Annotated in this window: 17 protein-coding genes and 1 pseudogene; 13 read left to right on the top strand and 5 right to left on the bottom strand. The window is 74.6% G+C overall.

What is annotated here, in order from left to right; translation table 11 throughout:
* The 8 genes and pseudogenes from ECOMGDLI_RS34830 to ECOMGDLI_RS23590 form a co-directional block, all read left to right on the top strand.
* Positions 1 to 194, top strand: a pseudogene (locus tag ECOMGDLI_RS34830) (hypothetical protein); the annotation flags it as partial.
* A 241-nt stretch (positions 195 to 435) separates the two neighbouring features.
* Positions 436 to 1707: a hypothetical protein gene (locus ECOMGDLI_RS23615; RefSeq protein ID WP_143447880.1), complete on the top strand. Its 1272-nt coding sequence runs from the start codon at positions 436 to 438 to the stop codon at positions 1705 to 1707.
* Between the two features lie 56 nt (positions 1708 to 1763).
* Entirely contained in the window at positions 1764 to 3362 is a 1599-nt protein-coding gene (locus tag ECOMGDLI_RS23610) for an Ig-like domain-containing protein (RefSeq protein WP_088319284.1), read from the top strand.
* A gap of 96 nt (positions 3363 to 3458) precedes the next feature.
* Positions 3459 to 5522 (top strand): hypothetical protein, encoded by a 2064-nt coding sequence (locus tag ECOMGDLI_RS33995; protein ID WP_143447879.1) that lies wholly within the window; start codon positions 3459 to 3461, stop codon positions 5520 to 5522.
* Positions 5519 to 7588 carry an Ig-like domain-containing protein gene (locus ECOMGDLI_RS23605; RefSeq protein ID WP_143447878.1) on the top strand — a complete coding sequence of 690 codons (2070 nt, stop codon included), beginning with the start codon at positions 5519 to 5521 and terminating at the stop codon, positions 7586 to 7588. Before ECOMGDLI_RS33995 ends, ECOMGDLI_RS23605 begins: the two co-directional genes overlap by 4 nt.
* Positions 7588 to 8637, top strand: a complete 1050-nt coding sequence (locus ECOMGDLI_RS23600; protein WP_088319282.1) for a sortase — start codon at positions 7588 to 7590, stop codon at positions 8635 to 8637. Before ECOMGDLI_RS23605 ends, ECOMGDLI_RS23600 begins: the two co-directional genes overlap by 1 nt.
* Positions 8638 to 8666: 29 nt before the next feature.
* Positions 8667 to 9491 carry a phosphate ABC transporter ATP-binding protein gene (locus tag ECOMGDLI_RS23595; RefSeq protein ID WP_088319315.1) on the top strand — a complete coding sequence of 275 codons (825 nt, stop codon included), beginning with the start codon at positions 8667 to 8669 and terminating at the stop codon, positions 9489 to 9491.
* Complete coding sequence (locus tag ECOMGDLI_RS23590) at positions 9488 to 10303, top strand: lytic transglycosylase domain-containing protein (RefSeq protein ID WP_088319281.1); 816 nt, start codon at positions 9488 to 9490, stop codon at positions 10301 to 10303. Before ECOMGDLI_RS23595 ends, ECOMGDLI_RS23590 begins: the two co-directional genes overlap by 4 nt.
* Positions 10304 to 10337: 34 nt before the next feature.
* Here the strand turns inward: ECOMGDLI_RS23590 and ECOMGDLI_RS23585 are convergent, their stop codons facing one another.
* Complete coding sequence (locus ECOMGDLI_RS23585; RefSeq protein ID WP_088319280.1) at positions 10338 to 11912, bottom strand: alkaline phosphatase; 1575 nt, start codon at positions 11910 to 11912, stop codon at positions 10338 to 10340.
* 409 nt (positions 11913 to 12321) lie between these two features.
* Between ECOMGDLI_RS23585 and arsB the strand changes: the two genes are divergently transcribed.
* Positions 12322 to 13434, top strand: a complete 1113-nt coding sequence (gene arsB, locus ECOMGDLI_RS23580; RefSeq protein ID WP_088319279.1) for an ACR3 family arsenite efflux transporter — start codon at positions 12322 to 12324, stop codon at positions 13432 to 13434.
* The gene (locus ECOMGDLI_RS23575) at positions 13431 to 13709 is read left to right on the top strand and encodes a DUF2180 family protein (protein WP_088319278.1); all 279 of its coding nucleotides are present in this window, start codon (positions 13431 to 13433) and stop codon (positions 13707 to 13709) included. The genes arsB and ECOMGDLI_RS23575 overlap by 4 nt, the downstream gene beginning before the upstream one ends.
* Here the strand turns inward: ECOMGDLI_RS23575 and ECOMGDLI_RS23570 are convergent.
* The 3 genes from ECOMGDLI_RS23570 to ECOMGDLI_RS23560 are packed head-to-tail and all read right to left on the bottom strand — an operon-like array spanning position 13681 to position 15579.
* Positions 13681 to 14148 carry a low molecular weight phosphatase family protein gene (locus ECOMGDLI_RS23570; protein ID WP_233153602.1) on the bottom strand — a complete coding sequence of 156 codons (468 nt, stop codon included), beginning with the start codon at positions 14146 to 14148 and terminating at the stop codon, positions 13681 to 13683. The two genes, ECOMGDLI_RS23575 and ECOMGDLI_RS23570, sit on opposite strands and share 29 nt — an antisense overlap.
* On the bottom strand, positions 14141 to 14809 hold the full coding sequence (locus tag ECOMGDLI_RS23565) for an arsenate reductase ArsC (protein ID WP_088319277.1): 669 nt from the start codon (positions 14807 to 14809) through the stop codon (positions 14141 to 14143). Before ECOMGDLI_RS23565 ends, ECOMGDLI_RS23570 begins: the two co-directional genes overlap by 8 nt.
* Entirely contained in the window at positions 14806 to 15579 is a 774-nt protein-coding gene (locus ECOMGDLI_RS23560) for a helix-turn-helix domain-containing protein (RefSeq protein ID WP_088319276.1), read from the bottom strand. Before ECOMGDLI_RS23560 ends, ECOMGDLI_RS23565 begins: the two co-directional genes overlap by 4 nt.
* Before the next feature lie 38 nt (positions 15580 to 15617).
* On the opposite strand from ECOMGDLI_RS23560, the gene ECOMGDLI_RS23555 reads away from it, so the two are divergent.
* The 3 genes from ECOMGDLI_RS23555 to ECOMGDLI_RS23545 all read left to right on the top strand — a co-directional run bounded on the left by ECOMGDLI_RS23555 (position 15618) and on the right by ECOMGDLI_RS23545 (position 17231).
* Complete coding sequence (locus tag ECOMGDLI_RS23555) at positions 15618 to 16355, top strand: MIP/aquaporin family protein (protein ID WP_088319275.1); 738 nt, start codon at positions 15618 to 15620, stop codon at positions 16353 to 16355.
* Positions 16356 to 16483: 128 nt separating this feature from the next.
* The gene (locus ECOMGDLI_RS23550; RefSeq protein ID WP_088319313.1) at positions 16484 to 16840 is read left to right on the top strand and encodes an arsenate reductase ArsC; all 357 of its coding nucleotides are present in this window, start codon (positions 16484 to 16486) and stop codon (positions 16838 to 16840) included.
* A gap of 139 nt (positions 16841 to 16979) precedes the next feature.
* On the top strand, positions 16980 to 17231 hold the full coding sequence (locus ECOMGDLI_RS23545) for a three-helix bundle dimerization domain-containing protein (RefSeq protein WP_088319274.1): 252 nt from the start codon (positions 16980 to 16982) through the stop codon (positions 17229 to 17231).
* A gap of 30 nt (positions 17232 to 17261) precedes the next feature.
* Here ECOMGDLI_RS23545 and ECOMGDLI_RS36960 read toward each other — a convergent pair whose 3' ends face one another.
* Positions 17262 to 18839, bottom strand: a complete 1578-nt coding sequence (locus ECOMGDLI_RS36960) for a GntR family transcriptional regulator (protein ID WP_143447877.1) — start codon at positions 18837 to 18839, stop codon at positions 17262 to 17264.
* Between the last annotated feature and the right edge of the window lie 107 nt (positions 18840 to 18946).

The raw sequence follows: 18946 nt of genomic DNA, 5'->3' as shown, positions 1-18946 counted from the left end.
TCCCGGCCCCGGCCCCCACGGCGACCGCGCTGCAGTCCCCGGTGCCCGCGCTGACCCGGACCCCGCCGGACGCCCTCGTCAACGGCTGGGCCCGCTACGCGATGATCGTCGCCCTCCTCGTGGGCGCGGGCGGTCTCATGGTCGGACCGCTGCTGCCGCGGGTCGCCGAGCGCCTGCGCCGGAGCAGGTCATGACCGCGAACGCCGTAGCGACTGGGTGTGCGCCGTTAGACCTCCCGTCGCCCCGGCGTTCACCCGCCGTTGCCCCCGGCCGTGAGGCTCCGCGTGCCGGTGGATCCCTTGCCGGCGACCGGATCGACGGTCGCGCTCGCCCCGGGAGGACGCGTGCGGACGGCGAACCGGGACGCACCGCTCAGTTCAGTCCGTCCGTCCAGTGAGAGGACTCTCCGTGCGAATCTCCCGAAAGGTCGCGGGGGTGGCAGCTGCGGCAGCGATGCTCGCGACGCTGCCGCTCAGCCCGGCCCAGGCCGACACGAACACCACGAGCGCGACCGCGCTCGCGGCGATCGGTTCCGACACCGCCGACGACGTCTACGAGGCGCTGTCGGTCCTGCCGTCGCTGTCCGGTGACATCGCGAACTACAAGACCGTCCCGATCGGTCGCGACATCGACACGTCGGCGAACTACCCGGGGGCCGGTGGCCGCCCGGCCGCCGCGAACTGCGTCACGTCGGGCCCGCGCGGCTCCACGGAGGGCAAGAACGGCCTGCGCGCCTCCATGCAGGGCGAGGCCTACGTGCCGCTCGACCCGGTGGCCCCGGTCAACCCGGGGTCGACGAACTACACCGGCTGCGCCGGCATCGCCCGGTCGTCGAGCTCGAGCTTCCCCGGCGGCACCGCGGCCGGCTCGATGGCGCGCATCCCGTTCGCCGTCGACGCGCTCGCGCCCGCCGTCCTCAAGAACAGCACGGTCCCGAAGAAGCTCACGGCGACGTTCCTCAAGGACCTCTACACCCGCAACGGTGTCGCAGGTTCTGCCGCGTGCTTCAACATCGTCCCGCTCGTCCCGTCGTTCTCCGCGGGCACCCGGGCCTTCTGGGCCTCGGCGCTCGGCATCAGCGACTACGACTTCAGCGGGACCGGCGGCACGATCGGTACCCCGCCCGCCACCGGCACCACGTGGGGCAGCTGCGTGACCGGCGGCCCGGCGAACTCGACCGGCGTCGGCACCGGTGCGGGCAACGGCCTGCCCGGCGACCGCAAGGGCGGTGCGAACGGCACCCCGATCCAGGAGCACCAGGGGTCGTTCCTCGACGCGGGCAACCAGATCCTGCCGTACTCCGTCGCGCAGTGGACGGTCCAGGGCTCCGGCGTCGTCACCGACATCCGCGGCGGCGCCGTCCTCGCGTCCGTCGACTTCACCTCGACGACCAACACGGTCACCGACGCCAACGTCCGGCACCCGTTCGCGCTCAACGGCCAGGGTTCCGCCGCCGTGGGCTACCGCGGCCCGACGGCCAACTTCACCCGCCAGATGTTCACGTTCGTCCCGCGCACGCTCGTCGACGCCACCTTCACGGCGCCGGCGCAGCAGGTCGCCTTCACCAACGTCCCCGCCGCGGACGTGGCCCGCTTCCAGCAGGCCTTCATCGGCTCGACCTCGGACATCTGCACCTCCTCGGCCACGATCCTGCTCTACGGCCTGGCGCCCGACGTGGCCTGCGGCACGGCCACCTTCGGCCCGTGACCCCCCGCCCTGCCCACCCCTCCTCGTTCCGCACGACCGAGAAAGGTCACCCGCTCATGAAGCGCTCCACGTTCCGTGGTGCCGCCCTCGTGGTCACGGCCGCCACCCTCACCGCGCTCACCGCGGTCGGTGCGTCGCCCGCGTCCGCGGCCCCCAACGAGTACGCCCCGAGCATCGGTACCGCGACGGGCACCCTCACGACGGTCGACACGGGCATCCCGGTCGCCGTCCGGACCTCGGCGCCCTGCCCCGCGGGCACGACGACGATCAACGGGTTCTTCGAGAGCACGGCCGCCGGGATCGCGCCCGGCGCCCTCGTCATCTCGGCGAACCAGACCGACGTCGGCAACCTGACGACGTCGGGCATCCCGCTCGACAACAACCTCAAGGGCCTCGCGCAGGCGGCGGGCAAGGTGCTCGTCAACGGCGTCTACGACGTCCAGATCGTCTGCTACCCGGACGCGTTCTCGAGCCCGACGGCGCAGTTCGACGCGTCGTTCACCGTCTCCGGCGGCGTCGGCACGGGCGCCGGCACCACCGCCGTCTGGGCCGTCGCCGCGGCGCCGTCCTCGACGACGGTGCTCTCGGTCAGCCCCGCGAGCCCGCAGGCGCTCGGCGCGTCGGTGACACTCACGGCGGCGGTCACGTCGTCCGCGGCGGTCGCCGGCACGGTCCAGTTCCGTTCGGGGACGACGGCGCTCGGCGCCCCGGTGGCCGTCACCGGCGGGTCGGCGTCGCTCACGACGACCGCCCTGCCGGCGGGCACGCTCTCGCTCACGGCGGAGTTCGTCCCGGCGGCAGGTGCGAACATCTCCGGCTCCACGTCCGCGGCGGTGCCGTTCACCATCACGGCCCCGGCGCAGGCCACGACGACGACCCTGTCGTCGAGCCCGGCCGCCCCGACGACGGCTGACGCCGTCACCCTGTCGGCGGCGGTCACGGTCGGCAGCGGCACCGTCAACAGCGGGACCGTCGTCTTCTCCGAGGGCGGCACGACCGTCGGCACGGCCGCCGTCACCAACGGCACCGCGTCGATCTCGCTGACCGGCCTGACCGCCGGTGGGCACACCTACACGGCGGTCTACCAGGGCAACGCGGCGTTCCTCACGTCGACCTCGGCGGCCGTCACGGTCACCGTCACGCAGTTCGCCGGCGTGACCGCGACCGAGACGATCACCGCCACGGTCGGGGCCGGCACGCTGACCATCACCGCCGGTGGTGCGGTCGACCTCGGGACGCTCGCCCTCAACCCGGGCAACACGCTCCTGGTCTCCACGCCGAAGGACCTCGCGCCGGTGGTCGTCACGGACACCCGCGCGGGCCAGCTCGGCTGGACGGTCAACGGGTCGGTGACGGACTTCACCGGTCCGGGCACGGCGAAGATCAACGGCGAGAACCTCGGCTGGACGCCGCGGGTCATCACGGCGGGTGCCGGTCAGACCGTGACCGCCGGTCCGACGGTGGCCCCGGCCAACGGTGCCGCCCCGGGGGCTGCCGCCACCGGCGCCGGCATCAAGGCCTCCAAGGTCCTCGCGACCGCGGCCAACGGCGCGAGCATCGGCACCGCCGAGCTCACCGCCGCGCTCCTGCTCCAGGCGCCGACCAGCACCACGGCCGGCACGTACAGCACGACGCTCACCCTGACGGCGCTCTGAGTCAGGTGCTCCACCGGTCCCCGCCGGGCCTCCGGGCCCGGCGGGGACCACCCTCGTCCCCCGCCCCGCCGCACGTGTCCAGACCGGAGAACAGCCATGACGACGCCGCCGACGTCCCGCCCGACCTTCCGCCGCATCGCCTCAGCGGCCGTCGCGCTCGGTCTTCTCGGTGCCGTCGCCGGCGGCGCCCTGGCCGGTGCGGCTCCGGCGTCGGCCTCGCCGTCGGCCGCGGGCGTCACGGTCCCGCTCGCCCGCGGCCCGCTCCTGGCGGCCGAGAACCGCCTGGGCGACGACGGGAAGCGCAGCTTCGGGGTGCAGCCGGCCTCCGCGAAGAAGCCCGACGCGCGCCCCAACCTCACCTACCGGGACGTCGCTCCCGGGCAGCGGTTCTTCGACCACGTCGCGTTCGTCAACGTCTCCGCGCTGCCTGTGACCCTGACGGTCTACGCCGCGGACGCGCTGAACACCCCGGAGGGCGCGTTCGACGCCCTGACGCGGGACAAGCGCTCGACGGACCTCGGATCGTGGGTCAGGCTCCGGCGGAACCAGGTCACCGTCCCCGCCCGGTCGGCGTTCGTCACCCCGATCGAGATCCGGGTCCCGAAGGGCGCCGAGCCCGGTGACCACGCCGCGGCGATCATCGCCTCGCTCAGGACCACGACCAAGGACGCCAAGGGCAACGTCGTCAACCGGGACAACCGGGTGGGCACCCGGGTGTACGTCCGGGTCAAGGGCGACCTGACGCCGAGGATCGAGCTGGCGAGGACGGCCGTCGACTTCTCCGGCGGCCTGCCGTTCACCGGTGACGCCGAGGTCACCTACACGGTGCGCAACACCGGCAACGTGCGCCTCGAGGGCACCCAGACCGTCCGGGTCGGCGGTCTGTTCGGCGTCGCGGACCGTTCCGTGGCGCTCCCCGACATGGCAGAGCTGCTGCCGGGCAACGAGCTCACCTACACGACGACCGTGAAGAAGGTCGTCCCCACCTTCTTCAACGAGGCGGAGGTCGTCGTCGACCCGGTGTCCGTCACCGGCAACGTCGACCCGGCGAGCGCCCAGGCCGTCGGGTCGGTGTCGTTCTTCGCCGTCTCGTGGGTCGCCGTCCTCGTGCTGCTCGTCCTTGCCGGGGTGCTCGTCGGCCTCTGGCTCCGGCGCCGGGGCCGCCGGCCCGCGCCGCCACCCGGTCGCGGCGGTGCGTCCACGGGGCCGACGGGCGGCACCGGCCCTTCGGCGGCGCCGGCACCCGACCTCTCCCGGGCCGGGGCCCTGCCGCGGTTCGCCGACCGCGGTCGCGTCGTCCGGCGCCGTCCCACGCGCACGGCCGTCGCGCTCGCCCTGACGGTCACCGGTCTCGCGTTCGCGGGGCTCGGCGCCGGCGCCGCCCCTGCGAGCGCCGCGGACGGCGGGCTGACCTTCGTGCCCGGCAAGGCCACCATCGGCACCCCGATCTACGCGGTGACGTCGGCCGGCTGCCCCAAGGAGGCGACGAACGTCGTCGGCTACATCTTCGGCCGGGGCTTCCCGAAGGCCGGCAAGATCGTCGTCCCCAACCAGGACGCCCCCGTCCGGCACGACGGCTCCTTCGGTGTCGCGCTGCAGGACAACCTGCGCAACTTCGCGAAGGAGGAGGGCATCAAGCGGCTCAGCGGCCCGTACCGGGTGGAGGTCCGCTGCGCGGACCAGTTCCTCACGAAGACCTCGGCGACCTTCAGCGGCACCGTGACGGTGACCGACGGGGAGAACTTCACCGCGCCGGTACCGAAGAAGCCCCCGGTGGCGGGAGTCCCGGACCTCATGCTCGCCCAGGTCTTCCCGGCCTACGCGGCTGCCGTCAAGGCGCAGGGGGACGCCCGCAACGCCGAGCTCGCGGCGGAGCAGGGCAGGGCGACGGCGTCGCCCGCTCCGAAGGCCCTGGAGACGCTCTCCGCGCCGCAGAAGTCGGTGCAGGAGGCCGCCGCGCGCCGTCCCGTCACGGTCGGGTCGGCGTTCACGGTGCCCGTGCTCGTGCTCCTGGTCGTCGCGGCGCTGAGCGGCGCCGCCTGGCTGTGGACCCGGGGCGGCCGGCCCGACGCCGGCACCCGGACGCGAGGTGCCGCAGCGGTGACCTGGCCCGACGACGACCGGCCCAGGACCGGCGCCGGCCGGGCGGACCGGCGATGACCGTACGCACGGGTGCCACCGCGGCACGGATGCGGTGGCGCAGCTGGGCCGGCGGGGCGACCGCCGGCGTGCTCGTGCTCTCCGGGCTCGTCGCGAGCGCCCCGGCGGACGCGACGCCGAACGAGTACGCGCGCAGCATCGGCACGCTGACGGGCACGCTGACGACGACCGACACCGGGATCCCGGTCGCCGTCCGCACCTCGGCGCCGTGCCCCGCCGGGACGACGACGATCAACGGGTTCTTCGAGAGCGTCGACGCCGGGATCGCCCCGGGGGCGCTCGTCATCTCGGCGAACCAGACCGACGTCAACGCCATCACGACGAGCGGGATCCCGCTCGACAACAACCTCAAGGGGCTCGCCCAGAGCGCCGGCAAGGTGCTCGTCAACGGCTCGTACGACCTCCAGCTCGTCTGCTACCCCGACGCGTTCTCCTCGCCGACGGCGCAGTTCGACGGGACCTTCACGGTGAGCGGCGGGGTCGGCACCGGGCCGGGGCCGACCGCCACCTGGGTCGTCCCGGGTGCGACGGCCACGACGACCGCACTCACGCTGAGCCCCGCGGACTCGGTCGCGGCCGGTGCTCCGCTGACGCTCAGTGCCTCGGTGACCCCTGCGACCGCGGCCGGCAGCGTGCAGTTCGGCGAGGTCGTCGCCGGCCAGGGCACGGTGCCCGTCGGGGCACCGGTCCCCCTCTCGGCCGGGGCGGCGAGCCTGACGACGACCACGCTGGCCGCGGGCACGCACGACCTCGTCGCGACCTTCGTGCCGTCGGGGACGACGTTCCTCACGTCGGTGTCACCGACGCGGGCGGTCACCGTGCTGACCGCCGGCCAGCAGGCGACGACGACGACGCTCGCCGTCAGCCCGTCCGGGACCGCACCGCAGGGCAGCACCGTCACCCTCAGCGCGACGGTCGTCCCGGGGGCCGCGGCCGGGACGGTCACCTTCCTGGCGGACGGTGCCGCGATCGGTACCGGCGCCGTGGCCGCGGGGACCGCGACGTTCTCGACGTCGGCGCTCGACCCCGGGAGCCGTTCCCTGTCGGCGAGGTTCGTGCCCACCGACGCGGCCGCCTTCGCCGGCTCCTCCTCGGCAGCGGTCCCGCTCACCGTCGCCCCGTCCACGGGGGGCGGCGGCGCGTTCGTCGACGACCTGACGGTGGACGGCGCCAACGGCTCCGCGAAGGACTCCCTCGGCATCGTCCTCGCCGCGTCGACACCCTGCCCGGGCGGGGACTCGGTCGTCGCGACCATGAAGGGCCCCGGCGCGTGGGCGGCCGGTCTCGCCGTCCCGGTCGAGGGGGCTCTGACGACGGCCGGGTCGACCGTCTCCCTGAAGCGGGTCGACCTCGTGGCCCCGCTGACCCCGGGGAAGTACTTCGTCTTCGTCACCTGCCAGGACAGCCTGACGCTGCAGTCGTCCGGGTTCTTCGTCGCCCGGCTGTGGTTCTACGACAGCGAGCACTGGCTGAGCCAGGACCCGCTCCTCGTCGGCATCCCGACGGTGAGCTCGATCGTCGTCAAGCCGCAGTTCCGGCAGGACGTCGGGCTGCCGGTCGTCCTCGAGGCGACGCTCGACCAGGTCACGGCGAAGGGCAAGGTGCGCTTCGACGCGGACAAGGACGGGACGGTCACGGCGCTCGGCGAGGCGGCCCTGGCGGCCGGCAGGGCCCAGGTGTCGGTCCCCGCGCTCGAGTTCGGCCTCTACTACGTCACGGCGACGTTCGTGCCGGAGCCCGCGAACAGCCCGCCGTACAACACGTCCGTGTCCCCGGAGACCTTCTTCGTCATGGCGAAGGGGCTCCCGCCGGTCCCGCAGCGCGAGGCCGCCGTGACCGGGAAGGCCGCCGTCGGCTCGACGGTGACGTGCGCGGCGAGGTTCACCGGGGCCACGTCGGTCGGCTACCGGTGGGAGCGCAACCGGGTGCGGATCTCCGGCGCCACCCGGGCGACGTACCGGCCGGTCGCCGCCGACCGCGGGGCCGCCCTGCGCTGCCGCGCCACCGCCGCGAACCCGTCGGGGGTCGTCTACCGCGTGAGCCCACCGGTCCGGGTGGCCCGCTGATGGCGCGCACGGTCGAGGGCACGGCGTCCGCCGTGGACGACACCCGGCCGCTGCCGCCGGTCATCACCGGCGCCGCGCGCCTGGAGGTCCGGCGGACGGACGACGTGGCGCTCGTGGGTGCGTCGCCGCCCGCGGCCCCCACCGGCCCGGGCCGGCCGGCGGCGTCCGCCCAGGACCGTCCGCTCTACGTCGTCTCGTCGGTCCTGACGATCGTCAGCATCATGGCGTTGACGTTCATGGCGACGATCAGCGTCGTCGGTGGTGTCCGCCACGCCCGCGACCAGCAGACGGCGTTCGCCCTCCTGCGCGGGCAGCTGGCCACGGGCACGGCGCCGGTCACCCAGACCGACGCGAAGGGACGGCTGCGTCCGCTCGGCACGCCGGTCGCCGTCCTCGACATCCCCCAGATCGGCCTGCGTGAGGTCGTCCTCGAGGGGACGACGTCCGGCGTGCTCCGCTCAGGGCCGGGCCACCGGCGCGACAGCGCCCTGCCCGGCCAGGAGGGGGTCAGCGTCCTCATGGGCCGGCAGGCCGCCTTCGGCGGGCCGTTCCACGACGTCAAGCGGCTGCGCAAGGGCCAGGTCTTCACGGTGACGACGGGCCAGGGCACGGCGACGTACCGCGTCATCGGGGTCCGGCGGGCAGGGGACCCGGCACCGCCGCTCGTGCAGGCGGGCAAGGGCCGGATGATCCTCATGACCGCGGCGGGCGGCGACTGGGTCCCGCAGGGCACGCTGCGGGTGGACGCCGACCTCGTGAGCACCCAGAAGCCGGGAGAGCGACCCGCGCCGGCCGTGCACGACAGCGGACCGCGCCCGCTCACGGCCGCGTCGCTGCCGCTCCCGGAGCGCCCGCTGCAGGGCGAACCAGGGGTGTGGGTGTGGGTGCTCCTGCTGACCCAGCTCCTCTTCGCCGCCTCCGTCGCCGTCACCTGGGCCCGCTTCCGGTGGGGCGCATGGCAGGCCTGGACCGCAGGCGGCCCCCTGCTGCTCGCGATCGGCGTCGCGCTGAGCGCCCAGGTCGCCCGCCTCCTGCCGAACCTCATGTGAACCCGTTGCCCGAGAACGAGGAGACGACGATGACGAGCCCGACGACGCACCCGCCGACCACCGTCGACCTGACGACCGCGCTCGCCTCGCTCGACGCGCGCAACATCTCCGCGTGGTTCGGCGAGCGCAAGATCCTCGACCGGGTGTCGCTGCTCATGCCGGCCGGCCGGGTCACCGCGCTCATCGGCCCCTCCGGCTGCGGGAAGTCGACCTTCTTGCGGATCCTCAACCGGATGCACGAGCTCGTCCCCTCCGCGTCCCTGGCCGGCGAGGTGCTGCTCGACGGCCAGGACCTCTACGACCGCAACCGGCGCCTCACCGATGCCCGGCGCCAGGTCGGCATGGTCTTCCAGAAGCCCAACCCGTTCCCCGCGATGTCCATCTTCGACAACGTCCTCGCCGGCCTGCGCCTCACCGGGACCAAGGCGCCGCGCAGCACCAAGGACCGGCTCGTCGAGGAGTCGCTCACCAGGGCCGGGCTGTGGAAGGAGGTCCGCGACCGGCTGCACCAGCCCGGGGGCGCGCTCTCCGGCGGCCAGCAGCAACGGCTCTGCATCGCCCGGTCGCTCGCCGTCCGGCCTCGGGTGCTGCTCATGGACGAGCCCTGCTCCGCCCTCGACCCGACGTCGACACGTCGCATCGAGGAGACGATCGAGGAGCTCGCCACCGAGGTGACGATCGTCATCGTCACCCACAACATGCAGCAGGCGGCCCGGGTCTCGCATCAGTGCGCGTTCTTCCTCGCCGAGCACAACGCGCCCGGGGTCATCGTCGAGCACGGCCCCACCGACCTCATGTTCGCGAGCCCGGTCGACGCCAGGACGGCGGACTACGTCAACGGCCGCTTCGGATGACCGTGCCGCACCGGACCTCGGCGCTGCGCCGGTCGGCGCGGGCGGCGGCGGTCGTCACCGGGGTGGTCCTGCTCGGCGGCCAGGCGGTATGGGCGGTGACGATCGCCCGCGGTGCGGCCACGGTGCCGGACCCGCTCGTCGCCGGCGCCGAGGGGGCGCTCCTCGACGACACCGCGACCGCGCCGGTCGCCGGTGCTGCCGCGCCGACGGCTCCGGAGCCCCGTGGCACGGCGGGAGCGGCCGGGCCGCAACGCCTCCGGGGCTGGGCGGAGGGACTCTCCCCCCGGGTGGGCGTGCCGGCCGTGGCCCTGGCCGCCTACGGTGCCGCCGAGGTGCGGCTCGCCGCCGAGGACCCGGCATGCCACCTGTCCTGGGTGGCGCTCGCGGGCATCGGCGCGGTGGAGTCCGACCACGGCCGTTTCCGTGGTGCCGCCCTCGGGGCCGACGGGCGCTCCGACCCGCCGGTCGTCGGGATCCCGTTGGACGGCAACGGGGTCGCCGCCGTCGGTGACAGCGACGGCGGCCGGTTCGACGGTGACGCCGTCCACGACCGTGCGGTCGGGGCGATGCAGTTCATCCCCGGCACCTGGCGCCGTTGGGGGGCCGACGGCGACGGCGACGGCGTCGCCGACCCGTTCGTGCTGTCCGACGCCGCCCTGGCCGCGGGCCGCTACCTGTGCCACGCGGGCGCGGGGGACCTGCGGGACGGCGCCGCCTGGCGGCGTGCCGTCCTGGCCTACAACGCGTCCTCGGCCTACGTGGCCCGCGTGACCCGGGCGAGCAACGGCTACGCCGCCGCGTCCCGGGGCTGACCGGCCCGGGACGCGGCGGCGGCGACGCGGGTTCTCAGCCCTGCGGGTCCAGGGTGACCGACCACAGCGAGGCGCCGGACAGGTCCCGCAGGTCGACGGTGAGCCGCTTGCTGTCGCCGTCGATCGTCACCTCGCCGAAGAACTGGTAGCCCTCCAGCGGCGAGGCGTTGGCCCGCGGCGGGGTGGCCGCGAACACCTGGGTCGGGCCGAAGGTGGCGTCGAGCCGGTTCGGGCCGAAGGCCCCGGCGTGCATCGGGCCGGACACGAACTCCCAGAACGGCGCGAAGTCCGTGAAGGTCGCCTTCGCCGGGTCGTAGAAGTGGGCGGCGGTGTAGTGCACGTCGGCCGTGAGCCACAGGGTGTTCTCGATGCCGCGGCGGTGGATCTGCTGGAGGATCCACGCGATCTGCCGCTCGCGGCCGAGCGGCACCCCGCCGTCGCCCTGGGCGACGGCCTCGATGTCGACCGCCCCGTCGGGCACGATCAGCCCGATCGGCATGTCGGAGGCGATGACCTTCCAGGTGGCCTTCGACTCGGACAGCGACTTCACGAGCCACCGGGCCTGCTCGGTGCCGAGGATGCCGTCGAGCGCGGCCGGTGCCCCGGGCTCGAGGCCGGGGGTGTTCGGGTCCTTGTACGTGCGCATGTCGATGACGAAGACGTCCAGCAGCGGCCCGTGGGAGAGCGTGCGGTACACCCGGCCACGGTTCGCGGTGAGCGGGCCGACGGGGAAGAACTCCGTCCAGGCCCGGAAGGCGCGGGCGGCGAGCACGTCGACGTTCTTCTCTGTGTACCGGGCGTCGCCGAGGATCTGGCCGGGGTACCAGTTGTTGTGGACCTCGTGGTCGTCCCACTGGTTGACGAACGGGACACGTGCGTTGAACCGCTGCATCGCGGCGTCCGCGAGGTTGTACTTGAAGTTGCCGCGGAAGTCGTCGAGGGTCTCGGCGACGTGCGTCTTGGCCTCCTCGACGACGTTGCGGTAGATCCGCCCGTCCGGCAGCGTGATGTCGCCGGTGATGGGGCCGTCGGCGTAGATCGAGTCGCCGCTGTGGAGGAAGAAGTCGGGGTCGCGGGCGAGCATCGCGTCGAAGATCGGGAAGCCGCCGATGTCGGGGTTGCGGCCCCAGCCCTGGCCGGCCTGGTCGCCGCTCCAGAGGAACCGGACGTCGTCGCCGTGCCGCGGCGCGGTGCGGAAGGAGCCCTCGGCGTGGTCGCCGTGCGGCCGCGCGGCGTCCGGGTCGGCGAGGACGACCCGGAACGGGACGTCGCTGCCCGCCGGGAGGCCGCTGAGCACCACCCGGCCGGTGAAGTCGCTGTCGGGCAGCAGGAGCGGGCCGCGGACGGTCCGCACCCGGTCGCGCGCCGAGAACCCGCCGGTCGGCGAGAGCTGGACGAACATCCGGGCCGGCCGGTCGGCGCGGGCCCACACCACACCGCCGGAGCGGGTGACGTCACCGCTCATGACGCCGTGCGTGAGCCGCGGGGCGGCTGACCGGACGAAGGTCGCGGCCCGGGACGGCGCGGCGGTGGTGATCGAGGGGAGGGCGCCGGCCAGTCCGGCGGCACCGAGGAGGAAGCTGCGGCGGGGGAGGGGGGTCGTCGTCATGGGCAGCACGGTGGCGGTGCCAGATGGACGTCGGGCGACCCGGCGGTTGAGCGGCGGATGACGAGCGGCTGACGCGTCCCCGCGGGGCGCGTGGACAGGACGCGGCACCGCGAGTGTTCACCCGGGCGAGACGTCGCCGTGCCCCGGCGGTCATCCCGGCCGTGCACCGTCGGGGTGTGGACACGACCCAGCCCCCGCCGCCCGACCCCTCGGCTGCCGCCGGGCCCGGCCCGGACCAGGGCCGCCGACCGCGCGGCGGCACCTGCGGGTGCGTGCGGACCTGCTGGCACCGGTTCGGTGCGACCGAGGACCCGTACGCCGCGTAGGCCTGCTCCTGCGGGCCGCGACCCGGCCGCGGACGGGACGTTCGTCGTACCGCGCGCCGTCGGCACGGGGTCACGCTTCGAGGATGGACGCTGCAACGCCGCTTGAAGCGAGACCCCAGGTCGTCGCCGCCCTGACCCGCCGGGACCGCTACCTGCCCGTCTGGATCGGCGCCGCGATGGTCGCCGGACTGCTGCTGGGCAGGGCGTTCACCGGGCTCGACGACGCGCTCGACGCCCTGAAGGTCGGCCAGACGTCGCTGCCGATCGCACTCGGTCTGCTGCTCATGATGTACCCGGTCCTCGCCAAGGTCCGGTACGGCGAGATCGGCGTCGTCACCGCCGACCGCCGGATGATGGTGTCGTCGCTCGTCCTCAACTGGGTCGTCGGCCCCGCGGTCATGTTCGCCCTCGCCTGGCTGTTCCTCCCCGACCAGCCCGCCTACCGCACGGGCGTGATCCTCGTCGGTCTGGCCCGTTGCATCGCCATGGTCCTGATCTGGACCGACCTCGCCGGCGGCGACCGGGAAGCGGCCGCCGTCCTGGTCGCCCTCAACGCCGTCTTCCAGGTCCTCGCCTACGCCGCCCTCGGCTACTTCTACCTGCAGACCCTGCCCGGCTGGCTGGGTCTCGGCACGACCTCGCTGCACGTCTCCCTCGGCGAGATCGCCGTCATCGTCGCGATCTTCCTCGGGATCCCGCTCGTGGCCGGCTACCTCAGCCGGGTGCTCGGCGAACGCCTGCGGGGACGCGACTGGTACGAGACCCGTTTCCTGCCGGCGATCTCCCCGGTCGCGCTGTGGGGCCTCCTCTTCACCGTGACCGTCCTGTTCGCGCTGCAGGGCGACACCATCACCGGGCGACCCCTGGACGTCGTCCGGATCGCGCTGCCGCTGCTGGTCTACTTCGCCGTCATGTGGTTCGGCACGTTCGCCCTCGCGTACCGGCTGCACCTCACCTACCCGCGCGCCGCGGCGCTCGCCTTCTCGGCCGCGAGCAACGACTTCGAGCTCGCCATCGCCGTCGCCATCGGTGTGTTCGGGGCCACGTCGGGACAGGCTCTGGCCGGTGTCGTCGGCCCCCTCATCGAGGTGCCCGTGCTCGTCGGGCTCGTCTACGTCGCGCTCGCCGCGCGGCGCTTCTTCCCCCGCGGGGGTCCCGTCGCCGCAGCCGCGACTGCCGGGGCGGGGACGCCGTGAACTGCTACGAGTGCGCCGCCCGCGCCGAGGACACCCCCGCGGTCGCCGTGTGCGTCGACTGCGGGGTCGCTCTCTGCATCGAGCACGCCGAGGTCACCCCGCGCCGGCTCTCCCGGGCGGCGGCGATGAACCGGACGGTCGCCGTCGGGCCGGTGACCCGCACGGTGCGGTGCCACCTGTGCCGGGCGGCCGTGGACGCCGCGGCAGGGCGGCGCGCCCCGGCCCCGGCGCGGGCAGGGTCACCGCCTACGGCCCGTTCGGCCCCGACGGTGTGAGCCGCTCGTTGAGCGCGGCGACCCGGTCGAGGATGTCGTCGCGGACCAGCCGCATGCGCTCGATCCCCTCGATGCCGCGCTCCGACGGTTCGTCGGTCTCCCATCGCTCGACCGGGGTCCCCCGCCCCGGGTCGACCTCGGCGTCCTGACCGAGGACGACCACCAGGTCGCTCGCGTCCACCAGGTCGGCCGTGAGCTGTCGCGGGGTGTTCCCGCGGATGTCGATCCCCAGCTCGAGCAGGGAGTCGGCGGACAGCGTGTTCACCGCCGTACCGGCCCGGGTCCCAGCCGAGGCCGCATCGACGCCGTCACCCGCGACGTGACGCATCAGCGCCTCGGCCATCTGTGACTTGCCGCCGTTCTTGACGCACACGAACAGCACGCGCGGCCGGGCGCGCACCACGTCGTGCTCCGCCGTGATGCTCGGCCGGTCAGGCACGGACCGGCACCTCGAGCTCCGCGAGCAGCCGCCGGACCCGGCGCTCGATGTCGTCCCGGACCGCCCGCACGTCGTCGATCGCGCGGCCGGCCGGGTCGTCGAGGGTCCACTCCTCGTAGCGCTTGCCGGGGAAGATCGGGCAGGCGTCGCCGCAGCCCATGGTGATGACGACGTCGGCGGCGCGGACGGTCTCGTCGGTCCACGGCTTGGGGAACTCCGCGGAGATGTCGATACCGCGCTCGCGCATGGCCTCGACGGCGACCGGGTTGACCTGGGTGCCCGGCTCGGAGCCGCCGGACCAGGCGACGGCGCCGTCCCCGGCGAGGTGGGTGAAGAACCCCATGGCCATCTGGGAGCGGCCCGCGTTGTGCACGCAGAGGAACAGCACCGTCGGCTTGCCGTCGTCGTGCAGGCCCTCGATCTTCGCGAGGGCGCGCAGCCGCTGCCGGGCGAAGCGCTCGGCGATGAGCGGCAGGAACTGCGGGACCGTCGCGCGCCCGGCGAACTGGTCGAACGAGGAGTGCAGGAACCGCTCGATGGTCTCGGTGCCGAAGACGCCCGTGAAGTCGTCGGCGAGACGGCCGGCCGCGGCGCGCAGCGCCACCGTCTGCTCCAGCGGGAGGCTTGCCCAGGAGGGCCGCTCGGTGTCGGGGACGGTCATGCCGGGTGCTCCTGTCTGCCCAGGGTCTCGGCGAGGTGCCGGACCCGGCGGTCGATGTCGTCGTAGGCGGTCTCGAAGGCCGCGTCGGTGTCGACGCGCACCGGGTCGGGGACCGACCAGTGCAGCCGGGCGCCGGGCCGGTCGGGCGCCGGGCCGAGGTCCTCGTAGGCGTTGTCGCACACGGCGACGAGCAGGTCGCCGTGCCGGGCCGTCGCGTCGAGCGGCTGCGGCCGCCGGCCGGCGAGGCGCAGCCCGTGCCGGCGTGCGGTCGACACCGCCCGCGGGTGCACCCTCGCCGCCGGGTGCGTCCCGGCGGACGCGACCGGCAGGTCGCTGACCTGCTCCCACGCCGCCGCGGCGAGCTGGGAGCGGGCGGAGTTGTGCGTGCAGACGAACACCACGCGGGCGGCGCTTCCCGGTTCGCCGAGCCGACCGCCGGCGTCCGCGAGGTGCGGGGCGACCAGGGCGGCGACGGCCGGGTCCTCCAGGCGCAGCCGGACGTACGAGCGGCGCCGGTCGCCCTCGGACCGGATGCGCCGGACGACGCCCGCCTCCTCGAGGACCTTGAGGTGGTGCGCGAGGAGGTTGCTCGGCAGGTCGACCAGTGCGCCCAGCTCGCTCGGTGCCGCGTCGCCGAGCGCGAGGTGCTCCACGATCGCCAGCCGGACCGGTTCGCCCACCGCGGCGAACCGCGCCGCGCGCGCGAGCAGCCGCTGCGACCGGTCCGCGAGGGGCGGTGCGTCCCGCCGTCCGGTGCTGCGTCCAGCCATCTTGCCTCCAACTGTATTGACTCAACTATGATCGAGGCATGGCAGATGTCAACCCTGGCCCCGACCTGGCCCGCCGGCTCCTCGCCGAGTGCGTCGGCACGGCCCTGCTCGTGACGGTGGTCGTCGGGTCCGGGATCGCGGCCCAGCAGCTCTCGCCGGACGACGTGGGGCTGCAGCTGCTCGAGAACAGCACCGCGACCGTGTTCGGGCTCGCCGTGCTGATCCTGCTCTTCGGGCCGGTGTCCGGCGCCCACTTCAACCCCGTGGTGTCCGCGGCGGACTGGCTGCTCGGCCGGCGGACCGGTGCCGGGCTGCCGGGGGCGGACGTCCTCGCGTACACGGTCGCGCAGGTCGTCGGGGCGATCGCGGGCGCGGTGCTCGCCAACATCATGTACGGCCTCGACGCCGCCCAGATCGCCACCCACGAGCGGGTCAGCGGCGGAGTGCTCGTCGGTGAGGTCGTCGCGACCGCCGGTCTCGTCGCGCTGATCTTCGCCCTCGCCCGCACCGGGCGCGCGCCGCTGTCCGCAGCGGCCGTCGGTGCGTACATCGGGTCGGCGTACTGGTTCACCTCGTCGACGTCGTTCGCCAACCCGGCCGTGACGGTCGGCCGGGTCTTCTCCGACACGTTCGCCGGCATCGCCCCGTCGTCCGTGCTGCCGTTCGTCGCCGTCCAGGTCGTCGGCGGCGGCGTCGGGATCGCCCTCGTCCGCGCCCTCTACCCGGACGTCGGGCAGACCGCGGACGACGCCGTCGTCCCGCACCACAGCAGCTGACCCCGGCCCGGACCTCGAAGGAGCACCACGTGACCACCGACAGCACCCCCGCCCCCGCGGAGCGCGCCACGAAGGGCGACAGGCCGTCCGTCCTGTTCGTCTGCATCCACAACGCCGGTCGCTCGCAGATGGCCGCCGGCTGGCTCACCGCGCTCGCCGGCGACCGCGTCGAGGTCCGCTCGGCCGGCACCGCTCCCGGCGACCGGGTCAACCCGGTCGCGGTGGAGGCGATGGCCGAGGTCGGCATCGACATCACCGCCGCCACGCCCAAGGTCCTCACCGGCGAGGCCGTCCAGGCCAGCGACGTCGTCATCACCATGGGGTGCGGCGACGAGTGCCCGTGGTACCCCGGCACCCGGTACCTCGACTGGCCGCTCGAGGACCCGGCCGGCCAGGGCATCGACGCCGTCCGCCCGATCCGCGACCAGATCCGGGCCAACGTCGAGGGCCTCCTCGCCGAGATCCTGCCGGACCCGGCCGGCTGACGACCGGCTGACGACCGGGCGACGAGGGGCCCGGCGCTCACCGGGACTGCCGGGTGCTGACGGCCAACGACGGCACCTTCGCAGGTGAACGACGGGTGCCTAGACTCTGCTGAAGGGTCGTGGAGCCGCCGGAGGCCGAATGGACGTCGATCACGAGGCGCGGCGCCTGGTGGCGCACCTGGCGGCGCGTCACCCGCTCTTCAGGCCCCGGACCATCGAGCGGCTCGTCCGCCGGATCTTCGACGAGTTCGCGGACTCGACGGTCCGGACCTACCTGCCGGTCCTCGTGCAGCGCGAGGCCGAGCGGCAGCTGCGCGACCTCGACCACGACTTCCCGGCCCGCCCGCGGCCCGCGCCCCGCCCCGGGCTGTCCGTCGCGCCCGAGGCCTGACCGCCGCGACGGTGCCGCTCGCGCCCGTCGCTACCGGCGCAGCGCCGGGCCCGGCGACCCGAGCTGCGTGAGCATGTACGCGACGGCGTCGTCCATCTTCGTGTGCCACGTCTGGAGCGCCGACGCCTCGTCGCGCGCCGTGACGTGATGGAGCAGGAGGGTGTCGTCGCGGACCATCTGCGGGACGGAGTACGCGTAGCGCACGCCCATGACGGCGGTGAAGAGGCGGATCTGCGACGACAGGGCCACGAACATCCGTGGCACCCGGCGCATCCCGGTGCTCAGGGCGAGGGCGTCCTGGAACCCGATGTCCGCCTCACCGCTGGCCCGCGCGTCACCGGTCGCGGCGACGGTGACGAGCGCCGTAAGGGCACGCTCGACGGGGGCCAGCGAACCGGGGGCCGACTGCGCCGCACGGCGGACGAGCAGGGCGCCGAGGGCCCGCCGGACGGCGTACGTCTCGACGACGTCGGCCACCTGGGGCGCCGGCACGAGGGCGCCGCGGCGCGGCTCCAGGTCGACGAGCCCGTTGGACGCCAGCACGAGCAGCGCCTCGCGGACGTGTCCGCGCGAGGCGTGCACGGCCCGGGACAGGGACGACTCGGTGATCCGGTCGCCGGCCGTGAGCCGGCCCGCGGTGATCCGCTCGAGGACCGAGGCGAGGACGGCGTCCGCGACCACCTGGCCGGTCGGCCGCGGCTCTCCGCCCGGGGTCGTCGGGCGTCCGGCCCGGTCCGGGGCACCGTCCCCGAGCCATTCGAACGGCCCGCCGTCGCCCTGCGCCCAGGCCATGAGCCGCTGCTGCAGCGCGGCCAGGTGCGGCTGCGGCGTCGCGGTGCAGCGGCGGACGAGGGTCTCCAGGAGGCCCTGCCACGGGTCGTCCGGGGCGAGGTGAAGGTACTCGACCCCGGGTGGTACGGGGTCCGGTGCGGGCAGCGGCCGGCGGGAGAGGACGAACAGCGGGGTGCGGGTACCCAGCCGGCGACGCACGGTCGCCGGCAGGTCCGGCGCCGCCCCGGGGTCCGGCGTGGGGGCGGCGTCCGGCGGGAGGGCCCTCGCGAGCAGGTCGGCGGCGAGCAGCGCCTGCAGCGGCGGCCGCCGCGGCGAGCGCATGAACGGCGTGGTGCTCTCCGGTGGGACGGCGGTCGCGTGCGCGGCGAGGACGAGGACACTGTTCGAGGAGTCGCAGCGGGCCGCGACGAGCGCGAGCCCGCCGGAGGGCAGCGATCCGCCCGGGTGCGCCGCACCTGCTTCGAAGGCCTGGCGCCAGGCGCGGACGACGGCCGTCTGGCTCTGCCCGGTGAGCCGGGCGACGGTGTGCGAGGTCCACCGCGGCGTCGGAGCGAGCAGCGGCGCGACGAGGATGCTGCGCACCGACTCGTCGCCGTGCGTCGGCGGCCGGCCGGTCCGCGGCAGGTCGCGCAGCCCGGCGGCGCCGTGCGCGGCGAACCGCGCGGACCACTTCGCCGCCGTCTGCCGGGAGACCGGTTCCTCACCGAGGAGCACCCGGGCCCGCCGCGCGACGGCTGGTTCCGGGTCCGCCTCGGCGAGCCGCCGCAGCAGCCTCACCTGCGCCGGCGACAGCCCTGTCCTCCGCTGCGCGCGCACTGGTCGAGGGTAAGGCACTTATGCATCGGGGACTCGCGAGCGGGCCGAATCCTCGGTGCCCTCTCGCGCCGGGCGGGAGCCGCACCGCATCGTGGGGGAGGCGCCGC

This window comes from Kineosporia sp. R_H_3 (assembly GCF_002198675.1).
Taxonomy (GTDB): Bacteria; Actinomycetota; Actinomycetes; order Actinomycetales; family Kineosporiaceae; genus R-H-3.
The sequence above is the reverse complement of the archived record's forward strand: the minus strand, read 5'-3'. Positions and strand labels throughout refer to the sequence as shown.

What these genes read in the sequence shown, in the direction of transcription:
- ECOMGDLI_RS23590 (WP_088319281.1), top strand. Translation starts at nt 9,488, where the DNA reads ATGACCGTGCCGCACCGGACCTCGGCGCTGCGCCGGTCGGCGCGGGCG.
- ECOMGDLI_RS23605 (WP_143447878.1), top strand. Translation starts at nt 5,519, where the DNA reads ATGACCGTACGCACGGGTGCCACCGCGGCACGGATGCGGTGGCGCAGC.
- ECOMGDLI_RS23595 (WP_088319315.1), top strand. Translation starts at nt 8,667, where the DNA reads ATGACGAGCCCGACGACGCACCCGCCGACCACCGTCGACCTGACGACC.
- ECOMGDLI_RS23600 (WP_088319282.1), top strand. Translation starts at nt 7,588, where the DNA reads ATGGCGCGCACGGTCGAGGGCACGGCGTCCGCCGTGGACGACACCCGG.
- arsB (WP_088319279.1), top strand. Translation starts at nt 12,322, where the DNA reads ATGGACGCTGCAACGCCGCTTGAAGCGAGACCCCAGGTCGTCGCCGCC.
- ECOMGDLI_RS23545 (WP_088319274.1), top strand. Translation starts at nt 16,980, where the DNA reads ATGGACGTCGATCACGAGGCGCGGCGCCTGGTGGCGCACCTGGCGGCG.
- ECOMGDLI_RS23585 (WP_088319280.1), bottom strand. Translation starts at nt 11,912, where the DNA reads ATGACGACGACCCCCCTCCCCCGCCGCAGCTTCCTCCTCGGTGCCGCC.
- ECOMGDLI_RS33995 (WP_143447879.1), top strand. Translation starts at nt 3,459, where the DNA reads ATGACGACGCCGCCGACGTCCCGCCCGACCTTCCGCCGCATCGCCTCA.
- ECOMGDLI_RS23565 (WP_088319277.1), bottom strand. Translation starts at nt 14,809, where the DNA reads ATGACCGTCCCCGACACCGAGCGGCCCTCCTGGGCAAGCCTCCCGCTG.
- ECOMGDLI_RS23560 (WP_088319276.1), bottom strand. Translation starts at nt 15,579, where the DNA reads ATGGCTGGACGCAGCACCGGACGGCGGGACGCACCGCCCCTCGCGGAC.
- ECOMGDLI_RS23610 (WP_088319284.1), top strand. Translation starts at nt 1,764, where the DNA reads ATGAAGCGCTCCACGTTCCGTGGTGCCGCCCTCGTGGTCACGGCCGCC.
- ECOMGDLI_RS23550 (WP_088319313.1), top strand. Translation starts at nt 16,484, where the DNA reads ATGGCCGCCGGCTGGCTCACCGCGCTCGCCGGCGACCGCGTCGAGGTC.
- ECOMGDLI_RS23555 (WP_088319275.1), top strand. Translation starts at nt 15,618, where the DNA reads ATGGCAGATGTCAACCCTGGCCCCGACCTGGCCCGCCGGCTCCTCGCC.